Origin of the sequence: Micromonospora auratinigra (genome assembly GCF_900089595.1) — a bacterium.
In the GTDB taxonomy this organism is placed as follows: domain Bacteria; phylum Actinomycetota; class Actinomycetes; order Mycobacteriales; family Micromonosporaceae; genus Micromonospora; species Micromonospora auratinigra.
Window position 1 is genome coordinate 4,813,054 of record NZ_LT594323.1, and the last position, 17,694, is coordinate 4,830,747.

19 protein-coding genes are annotated in these 17,694 nt (G+C 71.4%); 13 read left to right on the forward strand and 6 right to left on the reverse strand.

Going from position 1 to position 17,694, the window contains the following annotated elements:
- Positions 1-265: 265 nt before the first annotated feature.
- Complete coding sequence (locus tag GA0070611_RS21585; protein ID WP_091667206.1) at positions 266-523, reverse strand: SCO4848 family membrane protein; 258 nt, start codon at positions 521-523, stop codon at positions 266-268.
- Positions 524-684: 161 nt separating this feature from the next.
- On the opposite strand from GA0070611_RS21585, the gene GA0070611_RS21590 reads away from it, so the two are divergent.
- From GA0070611_RS21590 to GA0070611_RS21605, 5 genes are all read left to right on the forward strand, one after another.
- Positions 685-1,131 carry a PRC-barrel domain-containing protein gene (locus GA0070611_RS21590; protein ID WP_091667208.1) on the forward strand — a complete coding sequence of 149 codons (447 nt, stop codon included), beginning with the start codon at positions 685-687 and terminating at the stop codon, positions 1,129-1,131.
- A 72-nt stretch (positions 1,132-1,203) separates the two neighbouring features.
- Entirely contained in the window at positions 1,204-1,371 is a 168-nt protein-coding gene (locus GA0070611_RS31155; protein WP_157740370.1) for a hypothetical protein, read from the forward strand.
- Positions 1,372-1,462: 91 nt separating this feature from the next.
- A complete protein-coding gene (trpS, locus tag GA0070611_RS21595) occupies positions 1,463-2,521 on the forward strand; it encodes a tryptophan--tRNA ligase (protein WP_091667211.1) in 1,059 nt (352 codons plus the stop codon).
- A gap of 286 nt (positions 2,522-2,807) precedes the next feature.
- Positions 2,808-4,526 (forward strand): arginine--tRNA ligase, encoded by a 1,719-nt coding sequence (gene argS / locus GA0070611_RS21600; protein WP_091667213.1) that lies wholly within the window; start codon positions 2,808-2,810, stop codon positions 4,524-4,526.
- 100 nt (positions 4,527-4,626) lie between these two features.
- The gene (locus GA0070611_RS21605) at positions 4,627-7,746 is read left to right on the forward strand and encodes an FG-GAP repeat domain-containing protein (RefSeq protein ID WP_091667216.1); all 3,120 of its coding nucleotides are present in this window, start codon (positions 4,627-4,629) and stop codon (positions 7,744-7,746) included.
- 64 nt (positions 7,747-7,810) lie between these two features.
- On the opposite strand, the gene GA0070611_RS21610 is transcribed toward GA0070611_RS21605, so the two are convergent.
- Entirely contained in the window at positions 7,811-8,176 is a 366-nt protein-coding gene (locus GA0070611_RS21610) for a VOC family protein (protein ID WP_091667218.1), read from the reverse strand.
- A gap of 238 nt (positions 8,177-8,414) precedes the next feature.
- On the opposite strand from GA0070611_RS21610, the gene GA0070611_RS21615 reads away from it, so the two are divergent.
- Positions 8,415-8,852 carry a protealysin inhibitor emfourin gene (locus GA0070611_RS21615; protein ID WP_157740371.1) on the forward strand — a complete coding sequence of 146 codons (438 nt, stop codon included), beginning with the start codon at positions 8,415-8,417 and terminating at the stop codon, positions 8,850-8,852.
- A gap of 56 nt (positions 8,853-8,908) precedes the next feature.
- Here GA0070611_RS21615 and GA0070611_RS21620 read toward each other — a convergent pair whose 3' ends face one another.
- A complete protein-coding gene (locus GA0070611_RS21620) occupies positions 8,909-9,799 on the reverse strand; it encodes an ADP-ribosylglycohydrolase family protein (protein ID WP_231921180.1) in 891 nt (296 codons plus the stop codon).
- An 84-nt stretch (positions 9,800-9,883) separates the two neighbouring features.
- Here GA0070611_RS21620 and GA0070611_RS32285 point away from each other — a divergent pair, with 84 nt between their 5' ends.
- The 7 genes from GA0070611_RS32285 to GA0070611_RS21650 all read left to right on the forward strand — a co-directional run bounded on the left by GA0070611_RS32285 (position 9,884) and on the right by GA0070611_RS21650 (position 13,175).
- Positions 9,884-10,009: a hypothetical protein gene (locus GA0070611_RS32285; RefSeq protein ID WP_269456317.1), complete on the forward strand. Its 126-nt coding sequence runs from the start codon at positions 9,884-9,886 to the stop codon at positions 10,007-10,009.
- A gap of 121 nt (positions 10,010-10,130) precedes the next feature.
- On the forward strand, positions 10,131-10,556 hold the full coding sequence (locus tag GA0070611_RS21625) for a YbaB/EbfC family nucleoid-associated protein (protein ID WP_231921181.1): 426 nt from the start codon (positions 10,131-10,133) through the stop codon (positions 10,554-10,556).
- Positions 10,550-10,891: a type VII secretion target gene (locus GA0070611_RS21630; RefSeq protein WP_231921182.1), complete on the forward strand. Its 342-nt coding sequence runs from the start codon at positions 10,550-10,552 to the stop codon at positions 10,889-10,891. Before GA0070611_RS21625 ends, GA0070611_RS21630 begins: the two co-directional genes overlap by 7 nt.
- Positions 10,888-11,589 (forward strand): WXG100 family type VII secretion target, encoded by a 702-nt coding sequence (locus tag GA0070611_RS21635; RefSeq protein ID WP_091667227.1) that lies wholly within the window; start codon positions 10,888-10,890, stop codon positions 11,587-11,589. Before GA0070611_RS21630 ends, GA0070611_RS21635 begins: the two co-directional genes overlap by 4 nt.
- A gap of 6 nt (positions 11,590-11,595) precedes the next feature.
- Complete coding sequence (locus GA0070611_RS21640) at positions 11,596-12,486, forward strand: hypothetical protein (protein WP_091667229.1); 891 nt, start codon at positions 11,596-11,598, stop codon at positions 12,484-12,486.
- An 8-nt stretch (positions 12,487-12,494) separates the two neighbouring features.
- Positions 12,495-12,863 carry a hypothetical protein gene (locus GA0070611_RS21645; protein WP_231921183.1) on the forward strand — a complete coding sequence of 123 codons (369 nt, stop codon included), beginning with the start codon at positions 12,495-12,497 and terminating at the stop codon, positions 12,861-12,863.
- Positions 12,864-12,920: 57 nt separating this feature from the next.
- On the forward strand, positions 12,921-13,175 hold the full coding sequence (locus tag GA0070611_RS21650) for a hypothetical protein (protein WP_091667231.1): 255 nt from the start codon (positions 12,921-12,923) through the stop codon (positions 13,173-13,175).
- Positions 13,176-13,251: 76 nt separating this feature from the next.
- On the opposite strand, the gene GA0070611_RS21655 is transcribed toward GA0070611_RS21650, so the two are convergent.
- From GA0070611_RS21655 to GA0070611_RS21665, 3 genes are all read right to left on the reverse strand, one after another.
- Positions 13,252-14,985, reverse strand: coding sequence for a cellulose binding domain-containing protein (locus GA0070611_RS21655; RefSeq protein WP_091667234.1), 1,734 nt, complete (start codon positions 14,983-14,985; stop codon positions 13,252-13,254).
- Between the two features lie 85 nt (positions 14,986-15,070).
- Entirely contained in the window at positions 15,071-16,492 is a 1,422-nt protein-coding gene (locus GA0070611_RS21660; RefSeq protein WP_091667236.1) for a non-reducing end alpha-L-arabinofuranosidase family hydrolase, read from the reverse strand.
- Between the two features lie 265 nt (positions 16,493-16,757).
- Complete coding sequence (locus GA0070611_RS21665) at positions 16,758-17,633, reverse strand: endonuclease/exonuclease/phosphatase family protein (RefSeq protein ID WP_091667239.1); 876 nt, start codon at positions 17,631-17,633, stop codon at positions 16,758-16,760.
- Positions 17,634-17,694: the final 61 nt, after the last annotated feature.

Consider the following 17,694-nt stretch of genomic DNA (forward strand, 5'->3'; position numbering starts at 1 on the left):
TTCCGCTCCGCCAAATCCGCCCTGCGGCGTGTCCGGCGAGCCCCACCCGGTCCGGCTCCGTCGAGGTTGGACCTCGTCGGCGCCGGTGCCAGTCCCGGAACCGGCCCTCAGGACTTCGTCCTGTTTGCCCCGTTCCGCGCTGGCAGAGAGAAAGTTACGCGTCAGCGGGTTTGATCGTCAAATCCGTGGGTAGGGGCCCGCGTCACATCATCACCGGACGGCTATCTTGCCTGTTCAGAGGGGTGCCGACGGGAGTCCTCGACGGTCAGGCGTCGGGACGACCGCGTCGGGCAGCCACCCAGGCCCGCACCCCGAGCACGCCGACCGTGGTGCCGATGGCCAGTGAGGCCGCGATGAGCAGCGCGTGCACCCAGAGGAATCCCGTGGCCGCACCCGCGCCGACGGTCCCGGTCGACCAGGAGCGCGGGTCGTTCCAGATGGCCAGCCCGAACCTCGGCCAGATCAGCCAGGTCCAGACCCCGACTCCGACCAGGAACAGCGACCAGCCACGCGACAGCACCATGGCTGGCCAGTATGCCAGCGGAAGGTACCGGCCGGCCCGTACGTGGACCGGTCGGGACCACGTCCGACCCGGACCGGACCGGGTCGGAGCGGCCGGAGTTTCCGTCCCAGCGGGGGCGGGCATGGTTCCCCTCGCCGGAACGACGACACCGGAGGTGTGCCGTGCAGCCCTTCAATCCGTGGACCTGGCGGGATCCGGCCGCCCTCGCCGGCGGCTACGACCAGACCGGCCCGGACGAGGTGCCCCGACAACGGTCCGACGACGACGCCGACCGGGGGCCGGACGCGCCGGGTCCGGGTACCCCGCTCGACCTGACCGGATACCGGGTGGAGGCGACCGACGGCCGGATCGGCTCGATCGACGAGGCGAGCGAGGAAGCCGGGGCCCGGTACCTGGTGGTGGACACCGGGCCGTGGATCTTCGGGAAGAAGGTGCTGCTGCCGGTCGGCACCGTCGAGCGGGTGGACCACCTCGACCGCGTCGTGCACGTGGACCGCACCCGGGACCAGGTGAAGGAATCGCCGGCCTTCGACCCCGACCACTTCGGCCGGGCGGACTACCGCGAGCAGGTCGGCAGCTACTACGCCGAAAGTTACCGCCGGCACTGACGCGTCGAGACCAGGGGCCCTCCGTCGAACGGGGGCCCCTTTCTCGTGGCCGGAGGCGTTACCGTGTGGGACATGGTCCGGCCGAGCACCAGCGCCCCGGAGGCCCTCGACGGTCTTCCGGCGACTGCCGCTCCGGTGCCGCCGGTCCGGGTCGACGACGGTCGGGAGCAGATTCTCGACGTACTGCGTGCCGGTGGGCTGCGGTTCCGCGCCGGCGGGCGATGGCGGCGCTCGTTCTGACGAGCCGACTCCACTGATCCGGGTCCGTCCCGGTTCTCTTCCCGCGCGCCCGCGCGTCCCAGTCACCGTTGCACACGAAAGGCGTACGACCATGTCCTCCGCACGGATGCTCACCGGAGACCGCCCGACCGGGCGGCTGCACCTCGGCCACTACGTCGGCAGCATCGCCAACCGGGTGCGGCTGCACCAGCGGTACGAGAGTTTCTTCATCATCGCCGACCTGCACATGTTGACCACCAGGAACAGCCGCGAGGACATCGAGCAGGTCGCCCGGAACGCCCGGGAGATGGTGACCGACATCCTCGCCGCCGGGGTCGAGCCGGACCGGGCCACCTTCTACCTCCAGTCGGCGATCCCCGAGGTCGGCGACCTGAACACCCTGCTCCAGAACCTGGTGACCGTGCCCCGGCTGGAGCGGGTCCCGTCGCTGAAGGAGATGAGCCGGGACGCCGGCAAGGAGGAGATGCCGTACGGCCTGCTCGGCTACCCCGTTCTCCAGGCCGCCGACATCCTCTGCGTGAAGGGGCAGGTGGTGCCGGTGGGCAAGGACAACGCCGCGCACGTGGAGGTGACCCGGGAGATCGCCCGGCGGTTCAACCACCTGTACGGGGAGGTCTTCCCGGTGCCGGAGCTGATCATGTCGGAGACGTCGACCCTGGTCGGCACCGACGGCTCGGGCAAGATGAGCAAGAGCAAGGGGAACGCCGTCGCGCTCTCCGACGACCCGGCCACCGTGCACCGCAAGGTGATGGGCATGTACACCGACCCGAACCGGGTCCGGGCGGACGTGCCCGGGACCGTGGAGGGGAACCCCGTCTTCGCGTACCACGACGTGTTCAACCCGGACCGGGAGCAGGTCGCGGAGCTGAAGGCCCGGTACCGGGCCGGCCGGGTCGGTGACGTGGAGGTGAAGGAGGCGCTCGCCGTGGCGTTGAACCGCTTCCTCGACCCGGTCCGGGAACGCCGGGCCCGGTTCGAGGCGCAGCCCGGCCTGGTCGACGAGCTGATCTTCGCCGGCACCGAACGGACCCGCGCCGAGGTGCACCGCACGCTCGTCGAGGTCCGCCGGGCGATGGGGCTGACCAGCGCGTACACCCAGGTGCGGCGACGGGCCGAGCGGTACCGCAAGGCCGTCGCCGCGCCGGCCTGACCCTTCCGGGTACGCCTGCCGGCCGGCCCGCAACGGCCTTGCGCCGTCCCCGGGCCGGCCGGTTAGGCTACGGACATGACCAGCTCGCTCGCGCCCCTGCCGACGTCCCCCGACGTCCAGCTCGGCGCGCAGCGACGCCGGCGGTCCCGCGACCGCCTGCGCTGAGCATTCCTCTCCTGCGACCGGCGGATCGAACCGCCGGTCGTCGTCGACCGTCCTCGGTCCGCTCGCATCCCGTAGTCCACGAGACCCGCGTGCGGCGGGTCCGAGCGAGATCGGCGTACCCATGGATCTGGAGAACCTGCTGACCGACCGGCTGGCGCCGGCGTTCGAGGCCGTGGCCGGCGTACCGGTGGATCCGGTCGTGCGGCGCTCGCAGCGTGCGGACTTCCAGTCCGACGCGGCGCTGGCGCTGGCCCGGCGGCTGGGCCGGCCGCCGGGGGAAATCGCGGCGGCGGTGCTGGACCGCGCCGAGCTGGCCGACCTGTGCGCGGTGGCCGAGGTCTCCGGACCGGGCTTCCTCAACCTGACCGTCGCCGACGCGACCCTGGCCGGGCTGGTCTCCGCGCTGGCCGCCGACCCGCGGCTCGGGGTGCCGGCGGTGGCCGCGCCGGAGACGGTGGTGATCGACTACTCGGCGCCGAACGTGGCGAAGGAGATGCACGTCGGGCACCTGCGGTCGACCGTGATCGGCGATGCGGCGGCCCGGCTGCTGGAGTGGCTGGGGCACCGGGTGCTGCGGGCCAACCACCTGGGCGACTGGGGTACGCCCTTCGGGATGCTGATCGAGCACCTGGCGGACCTGGGCGAGGCCGAGGCGGCGCAGGAGCTCTCCATGGGTGACCTGGACTCCTTCTACAAGGCGGCCCGGGGCAAGTTCGACGCCGACGAGGCGTTCCGCGAGCGGTCGCGGCGGCGGGTGGTGGCGTTGCAGGGCGGTGACGCGGCGACGCTGCGGCTGTGGCGGCTGCTGGTCGAGCAGTCCGAGCGCTACTTCCTGACCGTGTACGACCTGCTCGACGTGACCCTGACCGAGCGGGACTTCCACGGCGAGAGCAGCTACAACGACCTGCTCGACCCGGTGGTGGTGGAGCTGGACCGGCTCGGGCTGCTGCGGGAGAGCGAGGGGGCCGCCTGCGTCTTCCCGCCCGGTCAGGTGGGCCGCGACGGGGAGCCGCTGCCGCTGATCGTCCGCAAGTCCGACGGCGGGTACGGCTATCCGGCGACCGACCTGGCGGCGATCCGGCACCGGACCGGCACGCTGGGCGCGACCCGGCTGCTCTACGTGGTCGGCCTGCCGCAACGGCGGCACTTCGAGATGGTGTACGCGGCCGCCACGCAGGCCGGCTGGCTGGTCCCGCCGGCCCGGGCCGAACACGTCGGGTTCGGTTCGATCCTGGGACCGGACGGTCGGATGCTGCGCAGCCGGGCCGGCGGGTCGGTGAAGCTGGTCGGCCTGCTGGAGGAGGCGGTGTCCCGGGCCACCGCGCTGGCCCGGGAGCGGAACCCGGAGCTGGGCGAGGCGGAGGCGGCCGAGGTGGGCCGGGCGGTCGGCATCGGCGCGGTCAAGTACGCCGACCTGTCCAGCGACCGGCACAAGGACTACGTGTTGGACTGGGAGCGGATGCTCTCGCTGGACGGCAACACCGCGCCCTACCTGCAGTACGCGTACTCCCGGATCCGGTCGATCTTCCGGCGGGCCGGGGTGGCGGCCCGGCCGGACGTGGCGCCGCGCCTGGCCGAGCCCGCCGAGCGGGCGCTCGCGTTCGAGCTGGTCGGCTTCGCCGGGGTGATCGCCGAGGTGGAGCGGAGCCTCGAGTTCCACCACCTGGCCGGTTACCTGTACCGGTTGGCGTCGGCGTTCAGCGCCTTCTACGAGCGCTGCCCGGTGCTGCGGGCCGACCCGGAGCTGCGGGACAGCCGGCTGCTGCTCTGCGAGCTGACCGCCCGGGTGCTGCGGCAGGGGCTGCACCTGCTGGGCATCCGTACGCCCGAGCGGCTGTAGCGCGAATCAGCCGTTCGGCGGCGGATCCGTCGAAGATCATCAAGTTACCCTGGGCCGGTCCGGCGCGTTCGGCGCCGGGCCCATCCCAGGAGGACCTTCATTGGGTCGCAGTCCCTCGGCCGGCGCCCTGGCGAGCATCCTCGCCCTCGGCCTGCTGGTCGCCCCGGCCGCACCGGCCGCCGCCGACACCGGCACCGCACCGCGTGAGATCGCCGTCTTCCCGGAGAGTCCGCCGACCGTCTTCGCGCACGAGGCGATCGTCTTCGCCGGCGCGACCGGCTTCCTGCACCGGCGCGACGCCTCGACCGACTATCTCTGGACCCGCTACGACTCCGGCGAGACGGTGGTCGTCAAGGACCTGGCCGGGCTCTCGCCGCTGGCGCTGCGGTCCGCCGGCGGTGATCTCGTCCTCATCCGCGGCCAGGTGCCGGCCAAGCCGGCGCCCGGCAAGTTCAGCGTGCTCGACCTGTCCGACCAGAGCTGGCAACAGCTGGCGCCGCCGACCGGCTACATCCTCCTCGGCTTCTTCGGCCGGACGCTGCTGGCGCGCACGGGCACGTCCGGGGTCGCGCCCGAGTTGTTCACCCTCGCCGCGGACGGGACGTGGACCGGCACTGCGGTCAGCGGTCTGCCCGCCGGGGCCAACGCCACCATCACGCCGATCGGGGACCTGACCTCGGCCGTCCTGCCCTATTCCACCCCCGGCGGCTCGCTCCGTTACGGCCTGCTCGACCTCGCCACCGCTTCGGTGCGACCGCTCTCCGGGCCGGTGGGCGGGGGCAGCTCCGGAGGTTGGCGCCTCACCGGCGACTCGGTGGCCTGGGCGTCGGTCGTCAACGGCGAGGGGGTCTACCAGATCTTCTCGCGCAGCGGCGTGACCACTGGCACCAACACGGAAGCCCGGGTACTGACCACGGCTTCGGAACGGCTCGCCCGATCGGTAATCGTCGGTGACGGTGTGGTCGGGGCCATGCTGGAGCCGGAATCCCCCTACTACCGGTTTCCGGCGATCAGTGCCTCCACCGACGCGACCAGCGGGACGACGGTCCTGCCGATGCTGGACTGGGGCAGCACCGCGCTTGTCCAGGCGCCCGATGGGCGCGCCCTGGCCGTCGGAGGCACCAGCGCCAAGGACTGGGCCGTGCACCGCCTGTCGGCCGAGCCCGGCACGGCACCGGCCGCCACTCCGCTGCTGCCGGTGCGCGACGCGGTGGGCAACGCCGGCCTGGTCTACCACCAGGGGCAGGTCCGGCACGCGCAGACCGAGATCGACCCGACCACCGGAACGATGCGGTACGCGGTCTTCAACCACCCGCTCGTGACCGACGCGAGCACCAGGGCCGGGGGGACCCCGCTGCGCGGCAAGCCGCCGGCGGCCTGCCCGTCGGACGTGCCATGCCTTCCGTTGGTCGAGGGCAACCGGACCGGGGCGGCGTACGTCGCACCGGGGCTGAACGGCGCCGCCGACACCCTGGTGCGGTTCGACACCGATGCGTACAACAGCCAGGAGACGCCGCTGACCACGCACCACGGTCGGTTGGTCGACGTCGGCAACGGCTACGTCCTGGTCAACGACGGTGCGACGAACAACCAACAGGTCGTCGACGTGGCCCGGGGAGCGGTCGTACGGACCGCCCCGACCACCGGGGCGGCGCTCTGGTTCTCGACCCTGTGGACCGCGACCGGCACCGCCGGCCAGCTCAAGGCGGTCGACCTGACGAACGGGCGGACCACGCGGACCGTCTCCACCGGTACGCCCTGCGTCCCGTCCGAGGTGCAGACCAGCGCCCGTTGGCTCTGGTGGGCCTGCGGCAGCGCCGGTCCGGCCGGGGTGTACGACCTTCAGGGCAACCGGGCGCTGACCGTCCCCGCCGGCCCGGCGCAGTTGGGCGACGGTTTCCTGGTCCGGCACGAGGCCGGCGCGCTCCGGCTCACCGATTTCCACGACGGCACCGTCCGGGCGCCGGTCGAGCTCGCCGATCTGCCGGTGGGCAACCCGGCCGACGGCCGCCGGCTCACCTGGGCGGTGGACCGGCACGGTGCGGGCGTCGCGTACGTCGACGCGAACGACGCAGTGCACGTCCTCGACACCGGTGTGCCGGCGACGTCGGTGCAGCTCGGCGGCTACGAGACGAGTGGGGACGCGTTCCCGCGCGCCGAGGTGCCGGGGATGAGCGTCGTCGTCCATCCGACCCGACCGCTGGTCTCGTGGACGATGACGATCAGCCGCAAGTGGACGGGTGAGGTGGTCCACCGGGCGAGCGGCGGTACGGTCCGGGAGTTGTTCCTGGTGAGCTGGAACGGTCGACTCGCGTCCGGCCAGCCCGCGCTCAACGGCCCGTACCGGTGGACGGTCACCGGCACCACCGGCGAGGGCTCCTCGGCGGTGACCATCGGATCGGCCGAGTTCCGGGTGGGCTGCGGGACCTTCCCGTTCCGGGGGTACGACTGCTACGGCGGCCCGGGGCTGCTCGGCGTCAAGTCGACCGGCGAAGGCCACTGGTACGGCACCCGTCAGACCGGCACGGTACCCGGCCGCTTGTACGACAACGGCTGGACGGACAACTGGTGCCTGAGCTGCACCGGTGCGGCGCGTACCACCGCGCTGGTGCCGTTCGGCGACTTCAACGGTGACGCGCTGCCCGACCTGCTGGTCCGCGACGGCAACGGCTACCTGAAGGCGCACCTGGGCATCGGGCAGCTCTACTTCGGGGCGAACACCACGAAGAGCCTCGGCGGTGGCTGGGGTGGCTACAAGGCGATCCTCGCCCCCGGCGACCTCAACAGCGACCACCACGACGACATCCTCGCCGTCGACACCTACGGCAAACTCTGGCTCTCCACCACCACCGGAGCAGGCGGCATCCGCTCCCGCGTACAGGTCGGCTCCGGCTGGAACATGTACACCAGAATCATCGGCGCCGGCGACCTCAACGGCGACGGACACGGCGACCTGCTCGGCATCGACACCTACGGCGTCATGTACCGCTACCTCAGCAACGGCAGAACCGGCTGGAGCGCCCGCGCCCGCATCTACGGCGGCTGGAAGGACTACACCGCCGTCATCGCCATCGGCGACCTCAACGAAGACGGCCACAACGACCTCCTCGCCCGCGACACCCACGGCGTCCTCTGGCACTACGCCGGCACCGGCACCGGCACCTTCACCGGCCGCGTCAAAGCCGGCACCGGCTGGAACATGTACAAAACCCTCGCCTGACCCACCCACACACCACACCGCCCCGGCCGCCCCACGGCGACCGGGGGCGGTGCCATGTGGCGGGTCAGCCGGCCGGCCAGCTCTGCACCTCGACCAGGTTGCCGTCGGGGTCACGCAGGTAGGCCGACCGGATGCCCCAGCCGGGCCGGTCGGCGGGGGCGACGACCAGCGTGTCCGGTGCGACGGCCGCCACGGTGGCGTCGACGTCGGGTACGGGAACCACCACCAGGACGCCGCCGTCACCGCGGCCGACCGGCAGCACCGCCTCCGCGGCGCGACGGTCGAGCAGCGCGAGCACGGTCTCGCCGGCGGAGTCGAAGCTGGCGTACCCGACGTCGGGGACGACCCGCTCGGGCTCACCGAGCAGGATGGTCCAGAAGCGCAGGGCAGCGGGGAAGTCGTCGGTCACCACACGGGGATGCACGCTCATACCGACACCCTAATTCGCATTTCTCAAAGCGTCGCAACAATCGCAACAAACTACGCACTGTCCAGTAGGGACTATCGGCCCATGGTCGGCCGGTTCTGGGCGATGCTAGAAAGGGGCGACAAAGAAACGGCCGGCCACCTGAGGTGACCACAGTCACAATGGGCCGGACGACAGTCGGCGACCCCCGACTCCGCCCCGTCGGCCGTTTCACCGTTCCCACGAGGAAAGGGGTTCAGCCATGTCTGCCATGCTGCGCGCCATCGGTCGGATCACTGCGGCGTTCGCGCTGCTCATCGGCGTCGGAGCCGGCGTACTGGCGGTCGGCGGGCCGGCTCAGGCCGCCCGGAGCACGGCCTACCAGGTCACGGTGAAAAGGACCGGCGGATTCGCCGGCGTCACCGAGTCGTACACCGTTTCGACCGGCACCGTTCACGCTTACACCACCGATCTGATGACGATGGTGAACGGACGGGAGTTCCGCACTCTCGCGCCGGCCTACCTGCCGACGAACACCGGTGCCGACCGGTTCTTCTACACCGTCTCCGTGTCGTACACGAACGGATACACGAAGACGGTCACCACCATCGACGGGGCCACCGCGCCCGCCGTGCTCTGGCAGGTCGTCGACACGACCGTGCAGATCACCACCGAGGTGGCCGCCACCCGGGCCGGCTGATCCCCACCCGCGGCACGCAGGGGTCCCCGCCTCGGGCGGGGGCCCCTGTCGCACGCTCAACAACCCACCCAGGCCGGCAGCGGCTCGACGGCGTCGGTCCACGCGGCCGGCACCCCCGACAGTCCGGTCCGGCCCGCCACCACGCCACCGACGATCGCGCAGGTGGTGTCCATGTCGCCCCCCGCGGTCGCCGTCGTCCAGAGCGCCTCGACCAGGTCGTCGAGGTGGCGGGCGGCGCACCAGAGGGCGTACGGGACGGTGTCCGGTGCCGAGATCAGCGCGCCGCAGCCGACCTCCCCGGCGATCCGCCCCGGCTCGTCGGTGAACGGCCGCCCCGCGACCCGGCGCAGTCTCGACGCCACCTCACTGTCGGGCGTCCGGGCCACCACGGCGGGCAGCAGCTCGTCGGCACTGGTGCCCCGGACCGCCAGGGCGGCGGCCACCGCGACGGCGACCGCGCCGGCCACGGCCTCCGGATGGGCGTGGGTCACCTGCGCGGAGCGGACCGCCTGCGCCGCCACCAGGTCGAGGTCGGCGGAGAAGTACGCGCCCAGCGGCGCGACCCGCATGGCCGCGCCGTTGCCCCAGGAACCCTGGCCACCGAACTGTCGCCCGGTGACCGTCGCCCACGGCTCGCCGGCCCCGACCGCCCGCAGCACGTCGTGCATGGACGCGCCGTAGTTGCGGTACGGGTCCGCCGCGTACGCCTCGGCGAACGCGCGGGCCAGCTCGTCCTGCGCCACCTCGCCCCGGTCCCGCAGCACCCGGTGCAGCGCGAGGGCCATCGCGGTGTCGTCGGTCCACCGCCACGGCCCCTCGACCGGTACCCGCTCGGCGAGTGCCCGCCGCACCTCCCCCGCCGGACGGAAGAACCAGGTCTCGCCGAACGCGTCCCCCAGGGCGAGGCCGCGCAGGGCGTCGGTGGCGGAACGGATGTCTGCGTTCACCACCACAGGGTCACCCGGCGGCCGGCTCGACCGCGCGGAGTTTTCCGGAACGACGGGTGGCGGCCGCCGACTACCGTGCGCGGCATGGAAGCCTCGATCGCCGGACTGCTCCTCTACGCGCTCGGCATGCTGGTGCTCTACACCGTCATCCGGTTCGCCGTCCGGGACGGCATCCGGGACGCGGAGCGACGCCGGTCCCGCCTCTTCTGACCTTCTTCGCCCGGCTTTGCCCGCTAGTTCCCTTGTGGACATCGGCGCTGGTCGCCGCGTGTTAGCCTTCGCCGTCGAAACATGATCATGACCAGTGACCGGAGGGGCCATGGAGTCCGTCGTGCCAGGCACTGGCGGCGTGCTCGACCCGGACGGCGCCCTGGAGCGGTTGGCGGCGTGGAAGGGCCGGATCGACAAGCTGGCCGCCGACACCAGGGCGATGAGCGAGCGGCTCGAGCAGCTGCGGGTGACCGCCACCGACAGCAACGGCCTGACCGAGGTCACGGTCGACTCCCAGGGAGTCCTCGTCGACCTGCGGCTGGGCCAGCGGATCCAGCGGGTTGCCCCCGACGTGGTGGCCAGGACGATCATGGACACCGTCCGGGACGCCCGGCGGCAGCTCGCCGACCGCTCCCGGGAGATCATCGACGACACCGTGGGCACCGGTTCGGCGGCCGGACGGGCCATCGCCGAGCGGGTGGAGCGACAACTGCGCGACGCCGATCCGATCGGCGACGGTTCCGACTACCAGCACAGTGGATGGTGATCGCGGTGGCCGACGGTTTCGAGGTCGACGCGGAGCAGATCCGCGCGCACGCCCGCAACGTCGAGGCGCTCAACGCCCGGTTCGACGCGGTCAAGACGGCCAGCGCGCACATCGCGCAGAACGACGAGGCGTACGGGCTGCTCTGCTCGTGGATGCCGGCGATCCTGGAGGGCCGGCACCAACGCCAGGACGAACTCGTCGCGTACGTCGAGGAGAACCTGACCCTGGTCGTCGCCGGGCTGCGCCGGACCGCGGACAACTACGACCACGCCGACACGCACGCGGACACCACCATCCGCAAAGCGGGTGGGAGCCTGGCGGGGGCGGCCGGATGACCGACACCTCACTGGTCGCCGGGGTCACCTCGACCCGGGAGGTGTGGACCGGCGCGTCACTCGCCGAGAGCTTCGAGAGCCTGGTCGACGCGATCCGGAGCGAAGGCTGGGTCGACGACCTGCTGGCGGGTGCGGCGTTCGGCGTCGAGGTCGCCGCCAGCGTGATGGACCCGTTCAGTGCCCTGCTGGCCAACGGCCTGGGCTGGGCGATGGAATACTTCGAGCCGCTCCGGCAGCTCCTCGACGACCTCGCCGGCATGCCCGACGTCATCGCCTCGCACGCCGCGACCTGGAACAACATCGCCGGCGAGCTGCAGAGCATGGCCACCGACCTGAAGTCGTACGTCGACGGGGACACGCCGCACTGGCAGGGCCGGGCCGCCGACGCCTACCACGGGCTGATGAAGCACAACGTCGAGGCGGTCAACGGGCTCGCCGGGATCTCCGCCGCGATGTCCGTCGCCACCCAGGCCGCCGGGAACCTGGTGACGTTCACCCGCGAACTGGTCCGGGACCTCATCGCGGACCTGGTCGCCCGGGTCGTCGTCTGGGCGGTCGAGGCCATCTTCGTGGTCACCATCCCGGTGATCGCCGCGCAGATCGCGGCGGCCGTCGTGAAGTGGGCCGGACGCATCCTCACCTACACGGTGGCCCTGGTCACCAGCCTGACCAACCTCGCCAAGCTCATCAACGGATAAGGCGTCATGGCGAAACCCAAGGGCCCGAGCAGCTCCGGCGGACACCCCGGCAGCAGCGGCGGTGGCCAGCACGGTGGCGGGACCGGTAACAACAACAGCGGTCACGGCGGTGGCGGCACCCCACCGAAGGGGGCCGCCAGCGTACCCCCGGCGAGCAGCATCACCGCCGCGCAGCACACCACCGCTCAGGCGATCCAGCACGGCCACCCGCCGGGCGCGCCCGGCGGACCCGGCGGCGGGCCGGCGAACACCGGCTACCGGCCGGCGAACCGGACCGACCAGGAGCTGCAGAACGACCTCGATCCCAACCCCCGCCCGGGTGAGACGCCCGATCAGGCGGCCGACCGGGTGGACGCCGCCGGCGCGGAGATCGAGGTCCGCCGGTACCTGGACACGTACGAGCAGCTCGGCGCGGACCCGCCCCGGTTCGACATCGCCAGCAACGACGCGGACCACGCCAACGTGACCGGCCGCGGCCACCCGCACACCAATGAACGGCACGGCCCGGGCGTGCGGCTGGACCGCGACCCGAACCAGACCGACCGGACGATCGAGGGCCGGATCTACGGCGACCCACCGTGGAACGGCCATGCGAACTACTCGTACCGCTGGGACGACCCGTCGGTGCAGAACCGGGCGATCAACCAGTACGTGAGCCAGCACTGGGACGACATCCGCCACGACCTGGCCGCCACCGGCGAGCACAGCGGCAACTTCAACTACGGCAACCGGGTCGGCGAGGGGTTCTACAACGACGGCGCGTACGGGGCGGGACCGCGCAACGCGCACCACCACGCCACCAGCCATGCCGAGGTCCGGATCAGCATCGTGCCCGGCTCCGACCCGCCGAAGCCGTATATCGTCAGTGCGTTCCCCAGCGCCAACCCGAGAGGCTGACACCGGTCATGGATCCGTCCCGGCTACCCGAGGCGAGCCGCAGGCGCATCGAGCAGCTCAACGCCCGCACCCCGCTGGAGGCGGTCACCGACCTCGCCTCGGCCTACCTGGCCGACGCCGACGGGTTCGACGAGGTGCTCGACCACATCCGCCGCAAGGCCACCTACAACGTGCGCAACGTGCAGCGCGAGATCGCCTCGATCGAGCAGGTGCTGGCGGAACCGCAGCCGCCGGGCGCCCTGGCCCGCCTGGTCGCCTGGAACGGCAACTGGGTGCTGGACGACCCGTCCGACGCCGGCGCCGCCGACTTCCTCGCCTCCCTCGCCGGCCACATGCGCGCCGTGGTCGCGGAGATCGAGGCCGCGCGCTGGTCCTGACCGGCGTCACGGTCGGACCACGACACGCCGCCACGGGCTGTGCGAGGGGTGAGTGCCATGGACCGGACCTACGCGGCGATCACCGAGATGTCCGCCCGGCTCGCCGGACGGCTCCGCGACGACACCCTGGCCTCGGTACGCCGCCAGTACGCTGCGGGTGAGTGGAGCATGGCGGACGACACCCTCCTGCTCACCCTCGCCCGGGAGCACATCGGCATCACCAGAAGTTGGCCGGCTGCGGGCTCGACGGCGCGCGCGGCTGCGTGGTCGGGCCCGTCGTGGTGGACGGGAGCCGGACGCTCGACGGCCTGACCCACCCACACACCACACCGCCCCGGCCGCCCCACGGCGACCGGGGCGGTGGCGTTCCGACCCTCCGGGAGATCGTTCAGAGGGTCAGCACGACGGTGGAGATGCTGCGCGCCCCGACGTTGACACTCACCTGCCCGCCGTTCACGCCGACCGGCTGGCTGGCCGCGTTGGCGTACTGCGAGGTCAGGTAGTGCTCGGCCCTGGTGACGTTCTGCGGCACCTGGATGACGGCGTTGTTCACCGCGCTGGTCGACCGGTTGAGGATCACCAGGGTGATCTTCCCGCCGCCCTGGTAGGCGGTCACCTCCAGCGGCGACGCCTTGGAGCTCCTGGTCAGGGCGACCCGCTGGTAGCCCGGCCGGACGTACTTGGCGTACTGCGAGAACGCGTACCCGCGCTTGAGCGGGGCACCGGCGACCGTGCCGTACGCCGCCTCGCCGTCACCGATGAAGGAGTAGTACCGCTTGCCGTACCACCAGACGTAGGCCGCCCAGTTCGACTCCATCGACCTGTGCACCGTACGCATGATGTCGTCGAGCGTCTCGTTCCAGACCGCCAGGTTGCTGGGGTCGCCCCAGATGTTGGAGCCGCTGCCGTCGGCCGCGTGCAGGTTCCACTCGGTCATCCAGACCGGCTTGCCGTACTGGTCGGCCAGCGGGTACGGCTTCAGCCGGCCGGCCGCCTCGGTGCCGTACAGGTGGCCGCCGACGTAGCCGAGGTTGGTGCGGGCTGCGGCGTCGTTCAGCGTCGGGTCGGTGTACGTGTAGTTCATGTTCACCGCCTCGGCGACCATGAGCTTGGTGTTCTGCACCTTCGCGCCCTGGTCCCGGACGAACGTCTCCAGCTCGGTGCCGCTCCAGTCCATCGAGTCGTAGTCCGGGTGCCAGTCCGGCTCGTTCTGCACCGAGGTGACGTCGATCGTCACGCCCTGGTTGCGCATGTACTGGACGTAGCTGTTCAGGTGGTTGGCGTAGTCGTCGTAGTACTCGGGCTTCAGCTTGCCGCCGTTGGTCCGGCTGTTGTTGGTCTTCCACGCCGCCGGTGCGGTCCAGGGTGTCGCCAGGATCTTCACTCCCGGCCCGTACGACTTCGCGGTCTTCAGGGCGTTCACCTGGGTCGACCACTCACTCGACACCGGTGAGATGCCGGTCCGCACGATCGACAGACCCAGCTGGTTGGGACCCAACCCGACCAGCGTCTGCGTCTCGGCGGTCGACCACGCGCCACCCCAGATCGGGACGGCGGCACCGAACCCGTCGATCGTCTGGTACCTGGTGGCGCTGTTCACCGTGATGTCCGCCGGCCCGGTCGGCGGTGGGGTGGTGGGTGGCGGGGTGGTGGGCGGCGGGGTGGGGGACGCGGTCGGTGACGTGGTGGGCGAACCGGTCGGCACCGGGCCACCGGTGCAGGCCACCCCGTTCAGCGCGAAGCCGGTCGGGGCGGGGTTGCTGCCGTTCCACGTACCGTTGAAGCCGAACGACGTCGAGCCGTTTGTGGCGATCGCGCCGTTGTAGCTGACGTTGCGGGCGGTGACCGCGGCACCGCTCTGGCTCACCGTCGCGTTCCAGGCCTCCGCCACGGTCTGCCCCGCGCCGTAGGACCAGGTCAGCGCCCAACTGGTGATGGGGTCACCGAGATTGGTGACGGTGACGTTCGCGCCGAAGCCGCCCTGCCACTGCGACGACACGGCGTAGTTCACCGAGCAGCCGGCCGCCGCGCTCGCGGGCAGCGCCACGGCGACCGCTGCCGACGCCAGCAGCACGCTGCCGGCCGACACCAGGGCGGCCCTGCTCACCTTGCTTTTTCTCACGGAACCTCTCCTCGATTCATCCGACCGATCAGGAGGTGGCGGGCGCGGGGGGACCCGGTGGACGGGCCCCGCCCGCGCCGCCCCGTCAGCGCTGCAGCGTCAACAGACCCGGCCGGTACGGCAGGAGGCCGTAGTCGCCGCCGGAGTTGGTGGCCCGGCCCTGGTAGAGCAGTTGCAGGTTGCAGGGGTCGATCGTCATGGTCTGGTCCGGGTTGCTGCGGATCAGGTCACCGTGGCTGATGTCGTTGGTCCAGGTCGCGCCGCTGTTGGCCTTGCCGGCGAACGGGTTGCTCTCGCTGGTCGCCTGCGGCGTCCACGAGCCACCCAGGCTGCTGGCCGTGTACGACCGGAAGTAGCGGCCCTGCGACCCGATCGACTCGACGATCATCAGGTACTGGTTCTGACCCTGGACCTTGTAGACCTGCACCGCCTCGAAGAGGTTGTTGGTCGTGTCGCTCAGGATCGTGGTGTAGTTCGAGCCGAAGTTGCCGGGGAAGTTCCCGATCGGCATGCTCGCCCGGTAGATCTTGCCGTTGTCGCCGGCGAAGAAGAGGTACATGTTGGTGCCGTCCCCGATGACCGTCTGGTCGATCGGGCCGGTGCCGGAGCCGGAAATGCTCCCGGTGAACAGTGCCTGCGCCGCCGACCAGCCGTTCGGGTTGGTCGGGTCACTGGACGTCCGGTACATGAACGGCGACGGACCCCACTGGTACGTCAGCACCCAGATGTTCTTCGGGGCGAAGTAGAACAGCGTCGGGGCGACCGTCCCGGAGTTCATCCCGGTCTGCGGGGCGGAGGCCATGTCGGACCAGTTGCTGAACGGGCTGAACGCCATCGAGCCCCAGGCCGAGCCGAAGTCGTGCGTGGTCGCGTACACCAGGTGCTTGCCGTTGTAGACGACGTGGGTGAAGTCCTTCAGCGACGCCCAGCCCGACTTCGGCTGCGCCAGCGCACCCGTGGAGGTCCACCGGTAGCTCGACGGCAGCGTGCACGAGGCGGGCGGCGTCGAGGTCGGCGTGGGGGTCGGGGACGCGGGCGGCGTCGGCGACGACGTCGGGGACGTCGTGGGCGACGCGGTCGGCGTGCCGGTGCCGCCGGTGCAGGTCACCCCGTTGAGGGCGAAGCTCGTCGGTGCCGGGTTGCTCCCGCTCCACGAGCCGTTGAAACCGAACGAGACCGTGCCGTTGGTCGCGACGGCACCGTTGTAACTCACGTTCCGCGCGGTCACCGCCGAACCGCTCTGGGTCAGCGCGGTGTTCCACGACTCCGTGACCTGCTGCCCGGCGGCGAACGACCAGGTCAGCGTCCAACTGGTCAGCGGATCGCCCAGGTTGGTGACCGACACGTTCGCCCCGAAGCCGCCCTGCCACTGCGACGACACGGCGTAGGACACGGAACAGCCGGCGGTCGCGGCACCGGCCGGCAAGGCCACGACGAGCGTCGCCGCCGCCAGCAGTCCGACGCCGGCCACTGCCAGGCCGGCACTGGCCGCTCTCGATCTACCCATGAAGCACCCTCCTCCTGTGATGGCGGCCGGCACATTCGCTGGGACAAGGTTTTGTGAACGTTAACAGCCGCGTCAGGGATGTTACGGGAGCGCTCCCAAAGCATCAACAGTCATCCATGGGAGGTCCGCACCCACGCCGGACCGAGTCGAGGCCCGCCATCAGCATCGCTGATGGCGGGCCTCGATATCGACGCAGGTCGGCCGGGCCGTTCGACCGTTGCGGGGGCCACCGCTCCGATCAGGACCGGCGGACGGGTACGGAAGCTCAGCGGCCGAGGCCGACCTTCGCCCCCGGCAGGTGCAGCTCCGCCAGGACGGGCAGATGGTCCGAGGCGCTCGCCGACTCCGGATCGGTGAGCACCGCCACGCTGCGCACGATCACATCGCCGGACTGCAGGACGTAGTCGATCCGCTTGTGCGGGTCGTAGGTGGGATAGGTGTACCCGTCACCGAGCCCGGCCGCCTCCCAGGCGTCCACCAACCGGTCGGTCAGCGCCTGGATCTCCGGCGTCCACGGATCGGCGTTGAGGTCGCCGAAGAGCACCACCGACTCGTCCTGCGCACCGATCAGACCCGTGATCGCCTCGACCTGGGCGAGTCGCTCGGGCCGGTTGGTGTGCTCCAGGTGCGTGTTGTAGACCTGCACGGGCACCCCCCGCACGTTGACGCGCGCCCGCAGCAGGCCGCGCTGCTCGTGCTCGCCGAACCGGGGCAGCAGCGTGTTGTCCCAGTCCAGGATGGGGGCGGTGCTGAGAATGGCGGTGCCGAACTGCCGCCGCGGTTGACCCGCCTCGATCGGGTCGAGGTCCAGGTTGGCACCGAAGACGACGTGCATCCGCAACTCCCGGGCCAGCCAGGCCGCCTGGTCGACGAAGTCGCTACGGGTGCCGAAGTGCCGGTCGACCTCCTGGAGCCCGACCACGTCGACGTGGTTGTCCCGGATGACGCCGGCGATGTGCGACAGGTCCACCAGCCCGTCGGACCCCGCGCCGTGGTGGATGTTGAAGCTCATCACCTGGAGCGGTCGGTCCGGGGCCTGGGGCTCGGCCGCGCCGGCCGGCGCGGCGGCGAGCGCCGGCGTGGCCAGCACGGCGACGGCCAGGACGGAGAGCGCTCGGCGGGACAGTCGGGGCAGCCTCATGTGTCGACCTCATGTCTCTCGCCGGGCGGCGTCGTGGACAGTGCATTGAAACTTAGTTACA